Annotated in this window: 19 protein-coding genes; 6 read left to right on the plus strand and 13 right to left on the minus strand. The window is 72.2% G+C overall.

Features of this window, described 5'->3' with window-relative positions:
• Nucleotides 1-44: 44 nt before the first annotated feature.
• From O7546_RS19205 to O7546_RS19245, 9 genes are all read right to left on the minus strand, one after another.
• Nucleotides 45-719 carry a LysE family transporter gene (locus tag O7546_RS19205; protein ID WP_194803161.1) on the minus strand — a complete coding sequence of 225 codons (675 nt, stop codon included), beginning with the start codon at nt 717-719 and terminating at the stop codon, nt 45-47.
• Nucleotides 720-1,407: 688 nt separating this feature from the next.
• Nucleotides 1,408-1,845 carry a metal-sulfur cluster assembly factor gene (locus O7546_RS19210; protein ID WP_120568934.1) on the minus strand — a complete coding sequence of 146 codons (438 nt, stop codon included), beginning with the start codon at nt 1,843-1,845 and terminating at the stop codon, nt 1,408-1,410.
• Entirely contained in the window at nt 1,842-2,315 is a 474-nt protein-coding gene (sufU, locus tag O7546_RS19215) for a Fe-S cluster assembly sulfur transfer protein SufU (protein ID WP_281599854.1), read from the minus strand. The genes O7546_RS19210 and sufU overlap by 4 nt, the downstream gene beginning before the upstream one ends.
• A complete protein-coding gene (locus tag O7546_RS19220; protein WP_269697321.1) occupies nt 2,315-3,619 on the minus strand; it encodes a cysteine desulfurase in 1,305 nt (434 codons plus the stop codon). Before O7546_RS19220 ends, sufU begins: the two co-directional genes overlap by 1 nt.
• A gap of 8 nt (nt 3,620-3,627) precedes the next feature.
• The gene (gene sufC, locus O7546_RS19225) at nt 3,628-4,401 is read right to left on the minus strand and encodes a Fe-S cluster assembly ATPase SufC (RefSeq protein WP_013287444.1); all 774 of its coding nucleotides are present in this window, start codon (nt 4,399-4,401) and stop codon (nt 3,628-3,630) included.
• On the minus strand, nt 4,401-4,745 hold the full coding sequence (locus O7546_RS19230; protein ID WP_013475890.1) for a non-heme iron oxygenase ferredoxin subunit: 345 nt from the start codon (nt 4,743-4,745) through the stop codon (nt 4,401-4,403). The genes sufC and O7546_RS19230 overlap by 1 nt, the downstream gene beginning before the upstream one ends.
• Nucleotides 4,745-5,887 (minus strand): Fe-S cluster assembly protein SufD, encoded by a 1,143-nt coding sequence (gene sufD, locus O7546_RS19235; protein WP_194803164.1) that lies wholly within the window; start codon nt 5,885-5,887, stop codon nt 4,745-4,747. Before sufD ends, O7546_RS19230 begins: the two co-directional genes overlap by 1 nt.
• A 55-nt stretch (nt 5,888-5,942) precedes the next feature.
• Complete coding sequence (sufB, locus tag O7546_RS19240; RefSeq protein WP_013287447.1) at nt 5,943-7,373, minus strand: Fe-S cluster assembly protein SufB; 1,431 nt, start codon at nt 7,371-7,373, stop codon at nt 5,943-5,945.
• The gene (locus tag O7546_RS19245) at nt 7,370-8,146 is read right to left on the minus strand and encodes a metalloregulator ArsR/SmtB family transcription factor (protein ID WP_194803165.1); all 777 of its coding nucleotides are present in this window, start codon (nt 8,144-8,146) and stop codon (nt 7,370-7,372) included. The genes sufB and O7546_RS19245 overlap by 4 nt, the downstream gene beginning before the upstream one ends.
• 98 nt (nt 8,147-8,244) lie before the next feature.
• On the opposite strand from O7546_RS19245, the gene O7546_RS19250 reads away from it, so the two are divergent.
• Nucleotides 8,245-9,207 carry a COX15/CtaA family protein gene (locus tag O7546_RS19250; RefSeq protein ID WP_194803166.1) on the plus strand — a complete coding sequence of 321 codons (963 nt, stop codon included), beginning with the start codon at nt 8,245-8,247 and terminating at the stop codon, nt 9,205-9,207.
• A gap of 73 nt (nt 9,208-9,280) precedes the next feature.
• The gene (locus O7546_RS19255; protein WP_194803167.1) at nt 9,281-10,948 is read left to right on the plus strand and encodes a right-handed parallel beta-helix repeat-containing protein; all 1,668 of its coding nucleotides are present in this window, start codon (nt 9,281-9,283) and stop codon (nt 10,946-10,948) included.
• 24 nt (nt 10,949-10,972) lie between these two features.
• On the opposite strand, the gene O7546_RS19260 is transcribed toward O7546_RS19255, so the two are convergent.
• Nucleotides 10,973-11,689, minus strand: a complete 717-nt coding sequence (locus O7546_RS19260; RefSeq protein ID WP_194803168.1) for a CPBP family intramembrane glutamic endopeptidase — start codon at nt 11,687-11,689, stop codon at nt 10,973-10,975.
• A 62-nt stretch (nt 11,690-11,751) separates the two neighbouring features.
• On the opposite strand from O7546_RS19260, the gene O7546_RS19265 reads away from it, so the two are divergent.
• Entirely contained in the window at nt 11,752-12,345 is a 594-nt protein-coding gene (locus tag O7546_RS19265; RefSeq protein WP_194803169.1) for a TetR/AcrR family transcriptional regulator, read from the plus strand.
• Nucleotides 12,346-12,373: 28 nt separating this feature from the next.
• On the opposite strand, the gene O7546_RS19270 is transcribed toward O7546_RS19265, so the two are convergent.
• From O7546_RS19270 to O7546_RS19280, 3 genes are all read right to left on the minus strand, one after another.
• The gene (locus tag O7546_RS19270) at nt 12,374-13,288 is read right to left on the minus strand and encodes a hypothetical protein (protein ID WP_269697322.1); all 915 of its coding nucleotides are present in this window, start codon (nt 13,286-13,288) and stop codon (nt 12,374-12,376) included.
• A gap of 10 nt (nt 13,289-13,298) precedes the next feature.
• The gene (locus O7546_RS19275; protein ID WP_013287454.1) at nt 13,299-13,631 is read right to left on the minus strand and encodes a hypothetical protein; all 333 of its coding nucleotides are present in this window, start codon (nt 13,629-13,631) and stop codon (nt 13,299-13,301) included.
• Between the two features lie 219 nt (nt 13,632-13,850).
• Nucleotides 13,851-14,810, minus strand: coding sequence for a heme o synthase (locus tag O7546_RS19280; protein ID WP_194803171.1), 960 nt, complete (start codon nt 14,808-14,810; stop codon nt 13,851-13,853).
• A gap of 263 nt (nt 14,811-15,073) precedes the next feature.
• On the opposite strand from O7546_RS19280, the gene tkt reads away from it, so the two are divergent.
• From tkt to O7546_RS19295, 3 genes are all read left to right on the plus strand, one after another.
• Nucleotides 15,074-17,212, plus strand: a complete 2,139-nt coding sequence (tkt, locus tag O7546_RS19285; RefSeq protein ID WP_194803172.1) for a transketolase — start codon at nt 15,074-15,076, stop codon at nt 17,210-17,212.
• A gap of 16 nt (nt 17,213-17,228) precedes the next feature.
• Nucleotides 17,229-18,407, plus strand: coding sequence for a transaldolase (gene tal, locus O7546_RS19290; protein ID WP_194803173.1), 1,179 nt, complete (start codon nt 17,229-17,231; stop codon nt 18,405-18,407).
• 99 nt (nt 18,408-18,506) lie between these two features.
• Nucleotides 18,507-20,078: a glucose-6-phosphate isomerase gene (locus O7546_RS19295; RefSeq protein WP_194803174.1), complete on the plus strand. Its 1,572-nt coding sequence runs from the start codon at nt 18,507-18,509 to the stop codon at nt 20,076-20,078.
• Nucleotides 20,079-20,085: the final 7 nt, after the last annotated feature.

The raw sequence follows: 20,085 nt of genomic DNA on the forward strand, positions 1-20,085 counted from the left end.
AACCGGCCCGCAATCCGGCCGACACATCGGCGTGTCCACGTCGGTCAGACAGCGAGCACCGTGGCGACTGCGAGCGCGGCGACGATGACACTGGACAGCAGCGCGGTGACCTGCCGCCCGCGGGGACCGGTGAGGGCCCGGCCGATCAGCGTGCCGCCGCCGGCGATCAGCAACTGCCAGCTCGCCGAGGCGAGGAACACCCCGGCGGTGAAGGCACCCGCGCCCGCCGGACCACCACCGAGCACGTCACCCCGGCCGAGGACGAGCGCCACGAAGTAGACCACTGTGGCCGGGTTGAGCAGGGTCAGCGCGAGGACCGCGGCGAACGCCCGCACCGGTGTGTCCAGCCCGCCCCGCGCCGCCGCCGTCCGATGCGGCCCGCCTTCCCGGGCCGGTCCGCCTTCCACGCTCGGCTCCGGCGTCGGGGCGGGTGGGCGCAGCGCACGCCAGGCGGTGAGGCAGGCGAGAGCCAACAGCACCCCCGCGGCGACCAGTCGCAGCGGACCCGCGACCGGCGCGAGCCGGCTCGCCACCGCGGCGCCGCCCAGCGCCGCCACGGCCGCGTAGAGCCCGTCGGCGCTGGCCACGCCGAGCGCCGCAGCCGCACCGACCCGGAACGAGGTACGGGCGCTGAGTCCGAGAATGAGGATCGCGATCGCGCCGACCGGAATGGCGACGCCGTAGCCGGCGACCAGGCCGGCCAGGAACGCCCCGGTCACGACGACGGGTGATGGGTCGAGGCGGCCGAGGGCAGGGTGCGCTGTCGACGCGCGGCAGTGGCCGCACGGACAGGAACCTGCTTCGGGTACGCCTCGATCACCCGCTCATCCTGCGCCCCACTCCCCCACCCCGCGACCCCTTTTCCCGCGCGCCCGCACGCGCACCCCGCGGCTGGGCTGGGCTGGGCTGGGCTGGGCTGGGCTGGGCTGGAGATCTTGGTACGAATCTGCCTCCTCGGGGGCGATCTCGTACCAAGATCTCGCCGTTCCCGGCCCCGCTGCCGATGGCAGTGCCGTCAGCCCACCTTGATCGGCACCACTACGCCGATGTAGCGGCATCAAAGCGACTCCGACCACACCACTTCGGCGAAGTGGTGTCGATCAAGCCGAACAGGCGGACAGTTTCCCACAACTAGGGAGCCGGATCCCGGCATGAGGGAAGCGAGGAGGTCACGGAAGGAAACGGCCGCCCAAGGGGCGTTCTCGTACCAAGATCTCGCCGTTCCCGGCCCCGCCGCCGATGGCAGTGCCGTCAGCCCACACCTTGACGACACCGCTACGTAGCGGCATCAGACCCCCTCCAACCACAACACTTCGGCGTAACGGTGTCGATCAAGCCCGCAGACACGACGGGCGCGGCATCCCCTTGGCAGGGGTGCCGCGCCCGTGGCGGTGACCGGGAGAACGGTCAGACGTTGAAGCCGAGCGAGCGGAGCTGGTCGCGCCCCTCGTCGGTGATCTTGTCGGGGCCCCACGGCGGCAGCCACACCCAGTTGATCCGGATGTCGTTCACCAGGCCGCCGCCCGGACCGGTGGTCAGCGCCTGCCGCGCCTGGTCCTCGATGACGTCGGTCAGCGGACAGGCCGCCGAGGTCAGCGTCATGTCCAGGGTGGCGACGTTCTCGTCGTCGACGTGGACGCCGTACACCAGGCCGAGGTCGACCACGTTGATGCCCAGCTCGGGGTCGACGACGTCCTTCATCGCCTCCTCGATGTCACCGATCGCGGCCTTGCCGCCGGCCGGGGCCGCCGCACCCGCTGCCGCACCGTCGGCAACAGTCCCGTTGACGGCGGTGCCGTCCGTCGCCACCGCGCCGGCCTCGGGGGTCATGTTCTCGTCGCTCATGCCTTCACCTCCGGGCTCACGCCCACCCCGGCGCGTGCCGCGGCGTCCTTGAACGCCATCCACGACAACAGCGCGCACTTCACCCGGGCCGGGTAGCGCGCGACACCCGCGAACGCCACCCCGTCTCCGAGCACGTCCTCGTCCGGCGTGACCTGGCCCCGCCCGGACATCAACTGCACGAACGCCTCGTGCACCACGGCGGCGTCGCTCGCGGCCCTGCCGCGCAGCAGCTCGTGCAGGATGCTCGCCGACGCCTGGCTGATCGAGCAGCCCATCCCGTCGTACGAGATGTCGGTGAACACGCTGCCGTCGGTCGCCACCCGCACGGTGATCTCGTCGCCGCAGGTCGGGTTGACGTGGTGCGCCTCGCCGACCCGGACGGCCGGGTCCGTCGCGTCCCGCAGGCCACGGCCGTGCGGGTGCTTGTAGTGGTCCAAAATGATCTCTTGGTAGAGAGATTCAAGTTGCATCAGTCGAACACCTTCCGCACCCGCTCCAGACCCGCCACCAGGGCGTCGATCTCCGCGGTGGTGGTGTAGAGGTAGAACGACGCCCGCGTCATGGCCGGCACCCCGAAGCGGGTGCACACCGGCTTGGCGCAGTGGTGGCCCACCCGCACCTGCACACCGAGCGAGTCGAGCACCTGCCCGACGTCGTGCGGGTGCACGTCACCGAGCGCGAACGAGATCGTCCCGCCCCGGCCCACCGGCACCGTCGGGCCGAAGATCCGCAGCTCCGGCACGGTGGCGAGGGCGTCGAGCGCGTACGCCGTCAGCTCCTTCTCGTGCCACTGGATCGCCGGCATGCCGATCGCGGTGAGGTAGTCCACCGCCGCGCCGAGCGCCACCGCCTCGGCGATCGGCGGGGTGCCCGCCTCGAACCGGGCCGGCGGCGCGGCGAACGTCGAGCCCGCCATCGTCACCGTCTCGATCATCGAGCCGCCACCCATCACCGGGGGCATCGCGGCGAGCAGCTCGCCCCGGCCCCACAGCACGCCGATCCCGGTCGGGCCGCACATCTTGTGCCCGGTGAAGACGATGAAGTCGGCGTCGTAGTCGACCACGTCCATCGGCAGGTGCGGCACCGACTGCGAGCAGTCGAGCAGCAGCAGCGCGCCGACCTCGCGGACCCGCGCGGTGATCCGCGAGGTGGCGTTGACGGTGCCGAGGATGTTCGACATGTGCACCAGCGAGACGATCCTCGTCCGCTCGGTGACCAGGTCGTCCAGGCCGGACTCGTCGAGCCGGCCCTGGTCGGTGACCGGGAACCAGCGCAGCGTCGCGCCGGTGCGCTCCGCCAGCAGCTGCCACGGGACGATGTTCGAGTGGTGCTCCATCTCGGAGATCACGATCTCGTCGCCGGGGCCCAGCCGGAACCGCGGGTCGCCGTCCGCGCGCAGCGAGGCGTTGGAGAACGCGTACGCCACGAGGTTGATCGCCTCGGTGGAGTTCTTGGTGAACACCACCTCGTCCACGCTCGGCGCGTTGATGAACGCGGCGATCTTCGCCCGCGCGCCCTCGTACGCCTCGGTCGCCTCGGTGCCCAGCGTGTGCACCGAGCGCGACACGTTGGCGTTGTGCAGCGCGTAGTGCTCGGCGAGCACGTCGAGCACCTGCCGCGGCTTGTGCGAGGTGTTCGCGCTGTCCAGGTAGACGAGCGGGTGACCGTTGACCTCCCGGTCGAGGATCGGGAAGTCGGCCCGCACCTTCGCCACGTCGAAGCGGGGCACGTCGTCGTACTGCGGCATGCCCGCCGGGATGGCCATCGAGGTCATGTCGAGTCTCAGGCCCGCGCCGCGCCGGCCCCGGCGACGTACCGCTCGTAGCCCTCTTCCTCGAGCTTGTCGGCCAGCTCCCGGCCGCCCTGCTCGACGATCCGGCCGGCCACGAAGACGTGCACGAAGTCCGGCTTGATGTAGCGCAGGATGCGCGTGTAGTGGGTGATCAGCAGCAGGCCGGTGTCACCGGTGTCGCGCACCCGGTTCACGCCCTCGCTGACCACGCGCAGCGCGTCCACGTCCAGACCGGAGTCGGTCTCGTCGAGGATCGCCATCTTCGGCTTGAGCAGCTCCAGCTGCACGATCTCGTGCCGCTTCTTCTCGCCACCGGAGAAGCCCTCGTTGACGTTGCGCTGGGCGAACGCCGGGTCCATCTGGAGCTTCTCCATCGCGCCCCGCAGCTCCCCGGCCCAGGTGCGCAGCTTCGGCGCCTCGCCGTCGATGGCGGTCTTGGCGGTACGCAGGAAGTTGGCCACCGACACGCCGGGGACCTCGACCGGGTACTGCATGGCCAGGAAGAGACCGGCGCGGGCCCGCTCGTCGACGGACATGGACAGCACGTCCTCGCCGTCGAGGGTCACCTCGCCGCCGGTGATCTCGTACTTGGGGTGACCGGCGATCGAGTACGCCAGCGTGGACTTGCCGGAGCCGTTCGGGCCCATGATGGCGTGCGTCTCGCCGGAGCGCACGGTCAGGTCGACCCCGTGCAGGATCGGCTTGAGCTCACCCTCGGGCAGCTTGACCGACACCTTCAGGTCGCGGATCTCCAGGGTGCTCATCAGCGGGTCACTCCATTGCTCGGCAGCGGACGGCCGTCGCCGTCCACGGAAAGGTAGATGTCGCCGTCGCGGACTTCGACGGGATAGACGGGTACGGGTTCGGTCGCGGGCAGCCCGGTGGGCTCACCGGTACGCAGGTCGAAACGGGATCCGTGCAGCCAGCACTCCAGCGTGCAGCCCTCGACCTCGCCCTCGGACAGCGCCACGGCGGCGTGCGAGCACTCGTCGTGCACCGCGTAGAACACGTCGTCCTCGCCGTGCACGATCGCGACCTGCACGCCGTCCACGTCGGCGCTGATCGCGGTGCCCTTCGGCACGTCCTCGGTGGAGCAGATCTTGAGCATCAGGCGCCGGCCTTCGCCAGCCGGGCCTCGATGGCGTCGCCCAGGCGCTCGCGCAGGTCCTCGACCGGGATCTTGTTGATCAGCTCGGCGAAGAAGCCGCGCACCACCAGGCGCCGCGCCTCGGCCTCCGGGATGCCCCGGGCCATCAGGTAGAACAGCTGCTCGTCGTCGAACCGGCCGGTCGCGCTGGCGTGCCCGGCGCCGGCGATCTCGCCGGTCTCGATCTCCAGGTTGGGTACGGAGTCGGCCCGCGCGCCGTCGGTGAGCAGCAGGTTCCGGTTGATCTCGTACGTGTCGGTGCCGGTCGCCTCGGCACGGATCAGCACGTCGCCGACCCAGACCGTGTGCGCGTCGTCGCCCTGCAGCGCGCCCCGGTAGCCGACGTTGCTGCGGCAGTCCGGCACGGTGTGGTCGACCAGCTGCCGGTGCTCCAGGTGCTGGCCGGAGTCGGCGAAGTAGACGCCGTACAGCTCGGCCTCGCCGCCGCGCTGGGTGTACTCGACAGACGTGTACTGCCGGACCAGGTCACCGCCGAGGCTGACCTGCACGTGCAGGATCCGGGCGTCGCGGCCCAGCCGCACCTTGAGGTGCTGCGCCTGCACCGCGTCGTCGGCCCAGTCGGCGACGGTGACCAGGGTCAGCTTCGCCCCGTCGCCCACAGTCACCTCGACGTTGTCGGCCAGCGTGGCCGAGCCGACGTGCTCGATCACCACTGTGGCCTCGGCGAACCGGTCCACCTCGACGAACGTGTGACCGAAGGCGAGCGCCTCGGCGTTCTCGCCGACCACCCGCAGGCGCACCGGCGCCTCCACCACCGCGTCGCGGTCGACGCGCACCAGCAGCGCGCCGTCGGCCCCGCCGTACGCGAGCGCGCTGACCCGGTCGAACGGGGTGAGCACGCTGCCCACCCGCGGGTCGTCCCGGCCGATCCGGTCGACGGTGACGCCCTCGGGCAGGTCACCGTACTCATGCCGGACCGTGCCGGTCGCACCCTGCGCCGACCCGGTCAGGCCGCGCAGGCGCTTGAGCGGGGTGAAGCGCCACTCCTCCTCCAGGCCGGTCAGGGCCGGGAAGTCGGCGACGTCGTACGAGCGGAGCGCCTGCGACTTGGTCGTGGGCGGCGCGGAAGCCTGGGTAGTCATCTCTTCCTTGGTCTGTTCAGCGACGACGGTGTCAGTGAGGCGAGGGTGGCCGGCGTCAGCCGACCGCGCCCTCCATCTGGAGTTCGATCAGGCGGTTGAGCTCCAGCGCGTACTCCATCGGGAGCTCCTTGGCGATCGGCTCGATGAAGCCGCGCACGATCATCGCCATCGCCTCGTCCTCGCTCAGGCCCCGGCTCATCAGGTAGAAGAGCTGGTCCTCGCTGACCTTGGAGACGGTCGCCTCGTGCCCCATCGACACGTCGTCCTCGCGGATGTCGACGTACGGGTAGGTGTCGGAGCGGGAGATCGTGTCGACCAGGAGCGCGTCGCACTTGACCGTGCTCTTGCTGCTGGTCGAGCCCTCCAGCACCTGCACCAGACCGCGGTACGAGGTGCGGCCGCCGCCCCGGGCGATCGACTTCGACACGATGGTCGAGGAGGTGTGCGGCGCGGCGTGCACCATCTTGGCGCCGGCGTCCTGGTGCTGGCCCTCGCCGGCCATCGCCACCGACAGCACCTCGCCCTTGGCGTGCTCGCCGGTCATGTAGACCGCCGGGTACTTCATGGTGACCTTGGAGCCGATGTTGCCGTCGACCCACTCCATGGTCGCGCCCTCGTGGCACACGGCGCGCTTGGTGACCAGGTTGTAGACGTTGTTCGACCAGTTCTGGATGGTCGTGTACCGGCACCGGGCGTTCTTCTTGACGATGATCTCCACGACGGCGCTGTGCAGCGAGTCGGAGGAGTAGATGGGCGCGGTGCAGCCCTCGACGTAGTGCACGTACGCGCCCTCGTCGACGATGATCAGCGTCCGCTCGAACTGGCCCATGTTCTCCGTGTTGATCCGGAAGTAGGCCTGCAGCGGGATGTCCACGTGCACGCCCTTCGGCACGTAGATGAACGAGCCACCGGACCAGACGGAGGTGTTCAGCGCGGCGAACTTGTTGTCGCCGACCGGGATGACCGTGCCGAAGTACTCCTTGAACAGGTCCTCGTGCTCCTTGAGCGCGGTGTCGGTGTCCAGGAAGACGACGCCCTGCTCCTCCAGGTCCTCACGGATCTGGTGGTAGACGACCTCGGACTCGTACTGCGCCGCGACACCGGCGACCAGGCGCTGCTTCTCCGCCTCCGGGATGCCGAGCTTGTCGTAGGTGTTCTTGATGTCCTCGGGCAGGTCCTCCCAGGAGGTGGCCTGCTTCTCGGTGGACCGCACGAAGTACTTGATGTTGTCGAAGTCGATCCCGGTGAGGTCGGCGCCCCAGTTCGGCATCGGCTTGCGGCCGAACAGCCGCAGGCCCTTGAGCCGCAGGTCGAGCATCCAGGCCGGCTCGTTCTTCTTGGCCGAGATGTCCCGCACCACCGCCTCGCTGAGGCCGCGCTGGGCGGACGCCCCGGCGACGTCGGGGTCGGCCCAGCCGTACTCGTACCGGCCGAGGGCCGCGAGCTGCTCCTCCTGGGTCAGGGGCTGGACGATCTGCTCGGTCATCTATCTGTCCTCACAGTGGTGACGGTGGAACCGGACTGGGCGGGAATGTGCGTGGTGCACACGCCGTCGCCGTGCGCGATGGTGGCCAGGCGCTGTACGTGAGTGCCGACCAGACGGGAGATCACTTCGGTCTCGGCCTCGCACAGCTGAGGGAACTCGGCGGCCACGTGCGCCACCGGGCAGTGGTGCTGGCAGAGCTGGCCGCCGGAGGCGATCGTGGACGCGTTGGCAGCGTAGCCCTCGGCGGTCAGCGCGCCGGCGAGCGCCTCCGCCCGCGCGAGCGGGGCGTCACCGGCGTCCTCCATTGCTGCCCGGCAGCGGGTCTCCAGCGCGGAGACCTGCTCGGCCGCGAACGCCGCGACCGCCTCGGTGCCGCCGGTGCGGGCGATCCACCGCAGCGCGGCGGTGGCCATGTTGTCGTAGTGGTGGGTGCCACAGCGGCCGCGGCCCGCCTCGGTGAGCGCGAAGACCTTGGCCGGCCGGCCGCGCCCGCGGCTGCCGCGCACGGCCTGCTCGCGGGCGACCACGTCACCGTCGGCGAGCATCGCGTCGAGGTGGCGGCGGATCGCCGCCGGGCTCAGGCCGAGCGCCGAGCCGAGCTGCGCGGCGGTGGTGGGACCACGCTCCAGCAGCAACTGGGTGACCCGGTCGCGGGTCGACAGGTCGGCCGGAGCGGTCTCCCGCTCGCCGGGCCGTACGCCGCGACGTGCGCGCGAACCACCGGCGACCGGACCGGTCACCGGCGTTCGGGAGAGCGCCGCCGCGTTTTTCACAACGGCAACGTTACGTAATTCGCGGAGGGCCCGCAAACCCGGGGTCCGGTGATTCCGACCACCGGGGTGCCGGAGTCACCCGATCGGGATCAACTACGGTGCGTAGGATTCGCTCCGTGAAGCGATCCGTCCGGTTTCCGGTCTCCGCCACGCTGCTGCGCCGCCTCGCGCTCGCCTCGATCATCGCGAACGTCGCGATCGTGGTCACCGGCGGGGCCGTCCGGCTCACCGCCTCCGGCCTCGGCTGCCCCACCTGGCCCCGGTGCACCGAGGACTCCTACACCACCACGCCCGAGATGGGCGTGTACGGGGTGATCGAGTTCGGCAACCGGCTGCTCACCTTCGCGGTCGGAATCATCGCGCTCGCCGTGGTGCTGGCCGTGCTGGCGCACCGCCCCCGCCGCCGCGGGACGCTGCCGCTGGCGGTGGGCGTGCTGTTCGGCATTCCGGCCCAGGCGGTCATCGGTGGCATCACCGTGCTCACCAACCTCAACCCGTGGGTGGTCGGGCTGCACTTCCTCGCCTCGATGGCGGTGATCGCGGTCGCGTACGCGCTCTGGCGGCGCATCAAGGACCCGGACGGGCCGGTGTCCCCGACCGTACCGGCGCCGCTGCGTACCCTCGCCTGGATCACCACGGCGGTGAGCGCGTCGGTGCTGGTCGTCGGCACGTGGGTGACCGGCAGCGGACCGCACGCCGGCGACCACGGCGCGGCCCGCAACGGCCTGGACCCGGCGGCGATCTCCCAGGTGCACGCCGACGGCGTCTTCCTGCTGATCGGTCTGTCGGTGGCGCTGTACTTCGCGTTCCGGGCGGTCGGCGCGGCTCGGGCGGCGCGGGCCGCCGCGGTGCTGATCGCGGTCGAGCTGGGCCAGGGCGTGATCGGCTTCGTCCAGTACTTCACCCACCTGCCCGCCGTGCTGGTCGGCGCGCACATGCTCGGCTCCTGCCTGGTGCTGCTGGCCACGCTGGGCGTGCTCTGGGCGACCCGGGAGCGACTGCCGGCCACCCCGGAGGTGCCGGCCGCGCCCGCCGAGCGACGGGTGGGCGCCGCCGCCTGAGCGCGGGCGTTACCGCGCGGCGGGAGCGGGAAAGCGGTCCGGGCCACCGACCGTCGCCCGAGGGGAGCTCCCCGTGTCGCGCAAGAGCCTCTCCACCACCACACCGCAACGGCTGACCCCGGTCGCCGGCGCGCCGCTGTGGTGCGACGCCCGCGAGTACGGCCTCACCGGCGACGGGGTCACAAACGACCAGCCCGCCCTGGCGGCGCTGGTGGACCGCCTCGGCGCCGGGTACGACGCCGACGGCCGGGCGCGGGTGATCTACTGCCCGCCCGGCCTGTACTCGATCCGTGACGCCGGCACCGTCTGGCGCAGCGGCGTCTCGCTGATCGGCGCCGGACCGGCGGCGACCCGCTTCCTGCTCAGCAACGAGGGCAACCGCAGCGCGCCGGTCCCGCTCGCCTTCTGGACCACGGTGCAGCACGGCGCGGACCGGGACCGGCACATCGCCGACTGCTCGTTCGCCGACTTCGAGATCGACGGCTCCGGCGTGGCCCAGACGTCCTACGACTACCTGGCCAAGGGGCTGGGCCTGCAGTACGTGGTGCGCGGCGTGTTCCGCAACCTCTACATCCACCACACCGGGGCGACCGGCCTGGGCTGTGACTTCCTCCAGGACAGCCTGATCGACGGCGTGGTCGTGGTGGGATGCGGCCGGCTGGACAACGGCGACCAGATGGGCGGCGCGGGGATCGGCGTCGGCATCGGCGGCTGGGGCGACGTGGAGCGCCTCACCATCGCCAACTGCACCACCATCGGCAACGGCACCAACGGCATCTTCCTGGAGCTGCAGAAGGACTACTGGACCCCGCCGCGCGGCATCCGGATCGTCGGCTGCCACAGCCAGGCCAACCGGTTCGGCATCTCCGACTGGGGCGCGGACGGGCTGATCGTCTCCGCCTGCACCATGACCAACAACCTGGAGGCCGGCTTCGACGTGTCGGGCAACGGCACCGCCGGGGTCGCCGGGCGCGGCGGCCTGGTCACCGGCTGCGTGATCGACTACAACGTCGGCGACGGCATCAGCATGGGCAACACCCCCGGCCCGTACGCGGTCCAGGCCAACCGGATCAGCCGCAACGGCGGTTTCGGCTACCACGAGCACGACCTGGGCCACGGCTACCGGGGTGCGGCGGCCGACGTGGTGATCCAGGACAACGACATCCGGGAGAACGCGCTGGACGGCATCCGGATCGACCGGCCGATGCTGGACACGTCGATCGTCGGGAACCGGATCCGGGACAACGGCCGCCGCTCCGCCCCGGCCTGCTCCGGCTCCGGCGAGGCGGTGCGATACGGCCCGCGCGAGGTCACCGACGGCAACGCCGACTGGCCGGCCGGCGGGCACCGGGGCAAGGTGGTGCGGGTCGGCTCGCGGGACGCGGTGGTGTCCGACAACAGCGCCACCGGGCTCTCCCTGGCCGAGGTACGCCCGGACGGCTCCACCGGCTGGAGCGCGGACACACCGGAGCCCGGCACGGCGTACGAGCTGCCCGACTCGCCACCGGCGTGCGGCGGCATCACGATCGCCGCGCCGTTCGACTCGGCCACCGTGCGCGGCAACCGGATCTGGCACCGGGACGCCGACACCCAGGCGTACGGCATCTGGGTCACCGAGGCGGGCAGCTGTGTCTCGTGCGCGTTCGAGGACAACGACCTGACCGGCGCCGAGGCCGCGCTGCGGCTGGACACGCCGCCGATCGGCGGCCGCTGGGCACGTAACCACAGCGACCGCGACTGAGCGCGCCGTCGCCGCCGCCGGCGGTCAGGCGGACGCCTCGGCGGCGAACGCCAGCGCGACGAGCGTCCCGTTGCTGACGGCGTGGGCGAGGATCGGCACCCAGAGGTTGCGGTGCCGGTGCAGCAGCCAGGCGAACAGCAGCCCGGCGAAGAGGGCGCTGACGGTGTTGAACACCCGGGGCAGGTGCACGACGGCGAAGAAGGCCGCCGACAGCACCACGGCGGCCACCGCGGGCAGCCGCGCGGCCAGCCCCTGGTAGAAGACACCCCGGTAGAGGATCTCCTCGTAGAGAGGGGAGACGACGGCGCCGAAGGCGAACGCGAAGGCGAACTGCACGAGCAGGCTTCCGGCGGGGTAGCCGCCCTCACCGCCGCCACCCTCGACGAGCGCCGCGGGCAGCGCCACCACGAGCACGAGGGTGAGCGCGGCCTTGGCCAGGCCCCAGCCCACCGCGGCACCCACCTGGCGGCCCGCCGGGCGGACGAGTCGCAGCGGCCTGGCGATCTCGCCGAAGCGGTGGCGCACCACCGCGAGGCCGACCGCGAGCTGGGCGCCGTTGATCAGGGCCCAGGCGATGGTGGACGCCGCCGTCTCCGGCATGCCCAGCCGCTCCGGTCCCCGGGCCAGGAAGTCCGCGACCGCCGAGTTGGCCAGGCCGACACCGACGGCGAGCACGAGCGCCATGTCGAGGTAGCTGAACCGGCGGGTGTCGCGTGCGGGGTCGGTGAGGGGTGCGGTCATGCCGGGCAACGTTAGGCGGCCGACCTATATCGGTCAAATGACCGACCATCTATGATCACGTCGTGCCCAAGGTTGTGGACCACGAGGAGCGGCGGCGTCATCTCGGCGCGGCGGCGTGCGTCGTACTGGCGCGCGCGGGGTCGGCCGGGATGACGGTGCGCGCCGTCGCCGCCGAGGCCGGCATGCCGCTGGCGACCGCGCAGCACTACCTGCCGACCCGGGAACTGATGGTCCGGGCGGCCATGGACCACCTGGCCGGGCGCGTGGTGGCGCGGGCCCGGACGATCCCCGCCGACCCGGTCACTCCGGAGGTCATCCGGCAGGCGGTACGGCAACTCGTCCCGCTGGACGCCGAACGCGCCTTCGAGGCCCGCGTCTGGCTGGTCCTCACCGCCGAGGCGCTCGTCGACGAGCAGGTCGCGGCGATCCTGGCGGAGAGCGAGGCGCAGATGCGGGCCAACGTCGAGCGGCTGCTCACGCTCGGCCGGGCCACCGGCGGCATCGCCGGGCACGTGGACGCGCGGGCCGAGGCCGCCGCGCTGGCGACGCTGCTGGACGGCGTCACGGTACGGATCCTGACCACCGGACTGGACCCGGCGGACGCCCGCACGGAGATCGACGCCCACCTGGCCCGGCTCGCACCGGCCGGCGCTTAGCCAGCCGGGCTCCCCCGGCCGATCCGGGTCAGTGGCGGGCCAGGTGGGTGAGCACCGCGTCGGCGAGCCGGTCCGGGGCGCCGTCGGCGTACCCGACGAACAGACTCGGCTCGGTCAGCTCCAGCTCGACCAGCACGGGCTCGCCGTCCGGGCCGGGGATCAGGTCGACGCGGGCGTAGAGCAGGCGGTCCGGGCCGCCGGGCACCACCGCGAGCACCTTCTCGGCCACCGCGCGCTGCTCCGCCGTGGCGACGCGGGCGTCGATCCGCTCCTCCTTGTAGAGCGCGGCCTCGCCCAGGTCCGGCCCGGTCAGCATCGGACCCTTGCGGATCGCGTGGCTGAACGCCAGGCCGCCGGGACCGGCCAGGAACAGCAGCGCGGTCTCCCCGGCGGTGTCCACCGCGTCGAGGTACGGCTGCACCATCGTGACCCGCCCGGCGTCGGAGAGCCGCCGCACGTGGGCCGGCGCCAGCTCGCGGTGCTCCGGGTCGGTCAGGTCGTAGCGGCCGGTGTCCTGGCTGCCGGCGCTGACCGCCGGCTTGATCACGTACTCGCCGCCGGCCGGTGGGGTCCACTCCCGCCCGGGCTCGACCCACTCGGTCGGGACGGTGGGCACTCCGGCTGCGGACAGCTCGGACAGGTAGCGCTTGTCGGTGTTCCAGGCGACCACGTCGGCCGGGTTGACCAGGGCCGGCACGGTACGCGCCCAGGCCACGAACTCGTCCCGCCGCAGCACGTAGTCCCACGGGGAGCGGAGCACGACCAGGTCGTACCCGGACCAGTCGACTGCCGGGTCGTCCCAGACGGCGATCTCGGCGGTGACGCCGCGGGCGGCGAGCGGGCCGAGCGCGAGCCGGTCGTCCGGGTCGAGGTCGGGCAGTTCGGCGCAGGTGACGAAAGCGACCCGGGGTCTCCCCCGGGTCGACTGGTGGTGGTCGGTCATTCGGTATATGTCAACGGGCCATCGTGCGCCGGGCCATCGACCGCCACAGGTCGTTGCTCGGACGCATCTGGTCCATCAGTTCACGCTCCCAGGCGTTCTCGACGTCGACCCCGGCCTTGGCGCAGGCCTGCCGCGCGACGTCCGTGCCGTCGGCGAACTGGTCCGCCCATACCCCGTCGGAACCCACGAGGACGATCCGTGCGCCGCGCTTGCCGACGTACTCGATGACCGCCTTCGCGCCGCCGTGTCCGGCGGCGAACGACTTGATGCCCGCGACCAGGCCGTTGGGGGCCTGCTCGGCGGTCTTGTCAGCCGTCAGCGTCGTATCGGAACCATCTGCCATGACGCGAAGCCTAAGCAGAGTTCCACCCGGATGTGCGAGAACCATGAACTGAATGTGATGCCAATTACCCATCGGTTTAAGAAGAACCACAGGTAATTCGCCCGTACATGTCGCTTATATCTGGGCGAAGCGGGCGGGCTGGATCGTCACAATCTGTCCGGGTTGAACACGTCCGGGGAAGCCCGAAAAAAATTTCTGATGAACCGCCGGACGGGCGGGTCAGAGCAGCGCGTCGAGCGCGACGGCCGCGAAGAGAATCGTGAGGTACGTGGTGGACCAGTGGAACAGCCGCATCGGCTTGACCGCCTCGCCACGCGTCGCGCGCCGGCACAGCTTGTGCGCCTCGACGAGGAAGATCCCGCCGACCACGAGCGCGGTGACGCCGTAGATCGGGCTCATCCCGAGCGGCCAGACCGCCAGCGAGGAGAGCACCGTCAGCCAGGAGAAGCCGATGATCTCCGCGTTCACCCGCCGGACCGAGGCCACCACCGGCAGCATCGGCACCCCGGCGCGGGCGTAGTCGGCCTTGTACTTGATGGCCAGCGCGTAGAAGTGCGGCATCTGCCAGAAGAAGACCACAGCGAACAGGCCCCACGCGGCCGGCGCCAGCGTGCCGGTGACAGCGGCCCAGCCGATCAGCACCGGCGCGGCGCCGCAGATGCCGCCCCAGAACGTGTTCGCGGCCGTGGTCCGCTTCAGCCACAGCGTGTAGACCAGGTCGTAGTAGGCGATCGCGGCCAGCGTCAGCACCGTCGCCAGCCAGTTCGTCGCCACCGCCATCAGCGCCACCGACACGACCGCCAGCACCAGGCCGAAGACCAGCGCGCTGCGCGGCGACACGGTGTGCGCGGGCAGCGGGCGGCGCTTGGTACGCCGCATGAGCTGGTCGATGTCGCGGTCGATGTAGCAGTTGATGACGCTCGCCGCGCCGGCCGCGAGCGACCCGCCGACCAGCACCACGGCGACCAGCCACAGCGACGGCATCCCGCCGTGGGCGAGCATCATCGCCGGCACGGTGGTGACCAGCAGCAGCTCGACGATCCGCGGCTTGGTCAGCGTCACGTACGCCGCCACCACGGCGCGTACGTCCCGCCGGCCGCTCGCCGGCGCCTCCGCCACCGCGCCCACCGGCGACTGCCCGGCAGGGTTGCTGACGGGGCGCTCGGTGATCATGCTCACGGATTGCCACCTTCCGGCATCGGCGGGGGAGGTCGTTCGGCCCGGACCGCTGCGGGTCCACACACCGCCCCACACACTACGCGGCGTCGTTTTCGCTGCCCCGTGGACCCGGCAACGGTGCGAGCCGTCACACCTGCGGTTGAACGACCGGACGTCCGCGATCCGTACAGAACAGCATGCTGAGATCCCCGGGCGGACGTTTAGCGCCGCTCGATAGGGTCATCAGTGAGGGTTCCGCCCATCTGCCGAGGAGCACAACCATCGTGGCTGCCAACCGACCCGAGCTTCCCGCTCTCAACTGGTCCGACCTCGACCGCAGGGCCGTCGACACGGTCCGCGTGCTGGCCATGGACGCCGTGGAGAAATCCGGCAACGGCCACCCGGGGACGGCGATGAGCCTCGCCCCGGTGGCGTACCTGCTCTTCAACCGGGTCATGCGGCACAACCCCGCCGACCCGAACTGGGCCGGACGCGACCGGTTCGTGCTGTCGGCCGGGCACTCCAGCCTGACGCTCTACATCCAGCTCTTCCTCTCCGGCTACCCGCTGGCGCTGGACGACCTCAAGGCGCTGCGCCAGTGGGGCTCGCTCACCCCGGGCCACCCGGAGCACGGCCACACCCCGGGCGTGGAGACCACCACCGGTCCGCTCGGCCAGGGCCTCGGCAACGCGGTCGGCATGGCGATGGCGGCCCGCCGCGAGCGCGGCCTGTTCGACAGCGAGCCGGACCGCGCCGACTCGCCGTTCCGGCACGACATCTGGTGCATCGCCTCCGACGGTGACATCGAGGAGGGCATCACCCACGAGGCCAGCGCGCTCGCCGGTCACCAGCAGCTCGGCAACCTCTGCGTGATCTACGACGACAACGAGATCTCGATCGAGGACGACACCCGCATCGCCAAGAGCGAGGACGTCGCGGCCCGCTACGAGGCGTACGGCTGGCACGTGCAGACCGTCGACTGGCGCCGCGGCGACGCCGACCAGGGCGACTACCACGAGGACGTGGAGGCGCTGTACCAGGCGCTGCTGGCCGCCAAGGCGGAGACCGGCCGGCCGTCGTTCATCGCGCTGCGCACGATCATCGGCTGGCCCGCGCCGAACAAGAAGAACACCGGCAAGATCCACGGCTCGGCGCTCGGCGCGGACGAGGTCAAGGCCACCAAGGAGATCCTCGGCTTCGACCCGCAGCGCACCTTCGAGGTCGACGAGGAGGTGCTCAAGCACGCCCGTCAGGTGCTGGAGCGCGGCGCGCAGGAGCAGGCCGAGTGGACCACCGGATTCGACGCGTGGGCGCAGGCCAACCCGGAGCGCAAGGCGCTGTGGGACCGGATGGCCACCCGTACGCTGCCGACCGGCTGGACCGACGCGCTGCCGACCTTCCCGGCGGACGCCAAGGGCGTCGCCACCCGGGCCGCATCCGGCAAGATCCTGGAGGCCCTGGCGCCGGTGCTGCCGGAGCTGTGGGGCGGCTCGGCCGACCTGGCCGAGAGCAACAACACCACGATGAAGGGCGAGCCGTCGTTCGTCCCGGCTGCGCACGCCACCAAGGACTTCCCGGGCGACGAGTACGGCCGCACGCTGCACTTCGGCATCCGCGAGCACGCCATGGGCTCGATCCTCAACGGCATCGCCCTGCACGGCGGCACCCGCCCGTACGGCGGCACGTTCCTGGTGTTCAGCGACTACATGCGCCCGGCGGTACGGCTGGCCGCGCTGATGAAGCTGCCGGTGACGTACGTCTGGACGCACGACTCGATCGGCCTCGGCGAGGACGGCCCGACGCACCAGCCGATCGAGCACCTGACCGCGCTGCGGGCCATCCCCGGCCTGGACGTGGTCCGCCCGGCCGACGCCAACGAGACGGTCTGGGCCTGGCGGCAGGCGCTGGAGCACACCGACCGGCCGACCGCGCTGGCGCTCAGCCGCCAGGCGCTGCCGACGTTCGACCGCACCGACCTGGCCGGCGCCGAGGGCGTCGCCAAGGGCGGTTACGTGCTGGCCGAGGCGTCGAACGGCAAGCCGCAGGTGATTCTCGTCGGCACCGGGTCGGAGGTGCAGCTCTGCCTCACCGCGCGGGAGCGGCTGGAGGCCGACGGCACCCCCACCCGGGTCGTCTCCATGCCCTGCCAGGAGTGGTTCTTCGCCCAGGACGAGGCGTACCGGGAGTCGGTGCTGCCTCGCGGGGTAAAGGCACGGGTGAGCGTGGAGGCGGGCATCGCGATGTCGTGGCGCGCGATCGTCGGCGACAGCGGCGAGTGCGTGAGCATCGAGCACTACGGCGCCAGCGCGCCGCACACCGTGCTCTTCGAGCAGTTCGGCTTCACCCCCGACCGGATCGTGGCCGCCGCGCACGCGGCGCTGACCCGGGTGGGCGACATCACCGGTTTCACGACCGGCAACTGAGGGGAGCGTGGACGGCATGACGGACAGGCTGAAGGACCTCCAGGGCGCCGGTGTGGCGATCTGGCTCGACGATCTCTCCCGGGTACGGCTGACCTCCGGCGGGCTGGACAAGCTGCGCCGGGAGAGCCACGTAGCCGGGGTGACCACCAACCCGACGATCTTCGCCAAGGCGCTGAGCGACGCCGACGAGTACGACTGGCAGCTTCGTGACCTCGCCGTACGCGGCGTGGACGTCGAGGAGGCGGTCCGCATGCTCACCACGTACGACGTGCGGTGGGCCTGCGACGTGATGCGCCCGTCGTACGACGTCAGCGGCGGCGTGGACGGCCGGGTGTCGATCGAGGTGGACCCGCGCTCGGCGCACGACGCGGCGAAGACCGTCGCCGAGGCCAAGGCGCTGTGGTGGCTGGTCGACCGGCCGAACCTGTTCATCAAGATCCCGGCCACCGAGGAGGGCCTGCCCGCGATCACCGCGACCCTGGCCGAGGGGATCAGCGTCAACGTCACGCTGATCTTCGGCCTGGACCGGTACTCGCAGGTGATGGACGCCTTCCTGGCCGGCCTGGAACAGGCGAAGGCCAACGGGCACGACCTGTCGAAGATCGGCTCGGTCGCCTCGTTCTTCGTCTCCCGGGTCGACACCGAGGTGGACAAGCGGCTGGAGAAGATCGGGTCGGACCAGGCCAAGGCGCTGCGCGGCAAGGCCGCTGTCGCCAACGCCCGGCTGGCGTACGAGCGCTACGGCGAGGTGTTCTCCTCGGCGCGCTGGCAGAAGCTGGCCGACGCGGGCGCCCACCCGCAGCGCCCGCTGTGGGCCTCCACCTCGACGAAGAACCCGGACTACCGGGACGTCATCTACGTCGAGGAGCTGATCGCGCCCGGCACCGTCAACACCATGCCGGAGCCGGTCATCCACGCCTACGCCGAGCACGGCGAGACGAAGGCGGACACCGTCACCGTCGCGTACGACGACGCCCGCCAGGTCTTCGACGACCTGCTGGCGGTGGGCGTGGACCTGTCCGACGTGATCGCCACGCTGGAGCGCGAGGGCGTGGAGAAGTTCGAGGCGAGCTGGGTGGAGCTGCTGGAGGGGGTCAAGAAGTCCCTCGCCGAGGCGGCCAAGGGCTCGGGCAGCCCGCACCGGGCCGCCGGGAAGAACGCGCAGGCGGCGCAGCAGGCCGGCGGCAACGCGTGACAGACGGCGTCCGACGCGTCCCGGGGCCCGGCCCCGGGACGCGTCGCGCCGTACCGTGGAAGCGGTGAGGGGGCGCTGTGTGGAAGCCGAGGTGGCGCCGTGAGTGACCTGCTGGCCGGGCGGGCGGACATGGCCGCCGGCCTGGCCGTGCGCGGAGCCGACGCCCTCGGTGCGTCCACCCGCGCCACGCTCGTCTCCCATGACGTCCCGGCCCGGCTCGCCGCCGCCGACCCGGCCCTCTGGGGACCCGCCGCCGAGCCGGCGGCCCTCGACGGGCTGGGCTGGCTGCACGCCCACCGGCGCAGCCGGGACCTGCTCCCCCAGCTCGCCGAACTGGCCGCCGAGCTGGGCGACCTGGACCACGTGGTGCTGGCCGGCGCCCGCGACGACACGCTCGCCGCGGAGGTGCTGGCCGAGTGCCTGGGCCGGCCGCTGACGGTGCTCGACACCGCCGACCCGGGACCGGTCCGGGCCGCGCTCGCCGACCGCCCGGCGCGGACCCTCCTGGTGCTCGCCGCCCGGCGCGGCCTCGACCGGACCACCGACGCCCACCTGCGGGTCTACCGGCAGGCGTGGGCGGACGAGGGCCCCGACGCCGCCCGGCACGTCGTGGTGGTCACCGAACCCGGCTCCGACCTCGCGGCGCGCGCCGACGAGCTGGGCGCGATGGTCATCCCGGCCGAGTCCGGCGTGGCCGGGCCGTGGGCCGCGCTCACCGCGTCCGGTCTGGTCCCGGCGGCGCTGGCCGGCGCGGCGGTGGCCGAGGCGCTGGACGAGGCGGAGGCGCTCACCGGCGTGCTGGACCGGGACCGGGACAACCCGGCCCTGGCGCTCGGCGCGGCCCTGGGCGCGGCGCCCGGCGCCGGACGGGACACGATCGCGCTGGTCCCGGACGGCACCGGCCTCGACGGCCTGGGCCGCTGGGCCGGCGCGCTGCTCGCCCGGGCCACCGGTGGACGGCTGCTGCCGGTGGTCGCGGAGTCCCCCGACTCCCCCGGCGCCACCGGGCCGGGCGTGCTCACAGTCGGTCTCGGCGGCGCCCTCGGCGCCGGCGTCGGGCCGGGCGTGGCGGCCGACGTGGCCGTCAACGGCCCGCTCGGCGCGCACCTGCTCACCTGGGCCTACGCGGCCGCCACCGCCGCGGTGACGCTGCGGGCCGACCCGTTCGCCGCGCCGCCGGACCCGGTGGGCGACGACGCGGCGCCGGAGAGCGGGCCGCCGTCGTCGGTCGAGGGCGCGATCGAGGTGTACGCCCCGAGCGGCGCGCCCGCCGACCTGACCGGCGCGCTGCGCTGGCTGCTCGACGGGCTGGGCGAACGGGAGCACCTCGTGGTGACCGCGTACCTCGACCGGCACGCCGACGCGTCGGTCGCCGGGCTGCGCCCGCTGCTGGCGCGGGCCGCCGGCCGTCCGGTCACCTTCGGCTGGGGACCGCGCCGGGCCGAACACACCGACCCGCACGGCCGGTACCTCCAGATCACCGGTGCGGTCACCGATGATCTGGACGTGCCCGGTCGTCCGTACACCTTCGCGCAGCTCCAGGCGGCCCAGGCCGCCGGCGACCGGCGGGCCCTGGCCGGCCGGGAGCGACCGGTGCTGCGCCTGCACCTGACCGAGCGGGCGGCGGGTGCCGCCCAGCTCCTGGAAACGGCCGGACGGACACGCACGTGACGATCAA

The organism is Micromonospora sp. WMMA1976 (assembly GCF_027497335.1).
GTDB lineage: Bacteria > Actinomycetota > Actinomycetes > Mycobacteriales > Micromonosporaceae > Micromonospora > Micromonospora aurantiaca.

Excerpts from the sequence above, each read along its gene's own strand:
- O7546_RS19230 (WP_013475890.1), bottom strand. The coding sequence starts at position 4,745 with ATGCTCAAGATCTGCTCCACCGAGGACGTGCCGAAGGGCACCGCGATC.
- tal (WP_194803173.1), top strand. The coding sequence starts at position 17,229 with ATGACGGACAGGCTGAAGGACCTCCAGGGCGCCGGTGTGGCGATCTGG.
- sufD (WP_194803164.1), bottom strand. The coding sequence starts at position 5,887 with ATGACTACCCAGGCTTCCGCGCCGCCCACGACCAAGTCGCAGGCGCTC.
- sufU (WP_281599854.1), bottom strand. The coding sequence starts at position 2,315 with ATGCAACTTGAATCTCTCTACCAAGAGATCATTTTGGACCACTACAAG.
- sufB (WP_013287447.1), bottom strand. The coding sequence starts at position 7,373 with ATGACCGAGCAGATCGTCCAGCCCCTGACCCAGGAGGAGCAGCTCGCG.
- O7546_RS19275 (WP_013287454.1), bottom strand. The coding sequence starts at position 13,631 with ATGGCAGATGGTTCCGATACGACGCTGACGGCTGACAAGACCGCCGAG.
- O7546_RS19260 (WP_194803168.1), bottom strand. The coding sequence starts at position 11,689 with ATGACCGCACCCCTCACCGACCCCGCACGCGACACCCGCCGGTTCAGC.
- O7546_RS19220 (WP_269697321.1), bottom strand. The coding sequence starts at position 3,619 with ATGACCTCGATGGCCATCCCGGCGGGCATGCCGCAGTACGACGACGTG.
- O7546_RS19210 (WP_120568934.1), bottom strand. The coding sequence starts at position 1,845 with ATGAGCGACGAGAACATGACCCCCGAGGCCGGCGCGGTGGCGACGGAC.
- sufC (WP_013287444.1), bottom strand. The coding sequence starts at position 4,401 with ATGAGCACCCTGGAGATCCGCGACCTGAAGGTGTCGGTCAAGCTGCCC.
- O7546_RS19270 (WP_269697322.1), bottom strand. The coding sequence starts at position 13,288 with ATGACCGACCACCACCAGTCGACCCGGGGGAGACCCCGGGTCGCTTTC.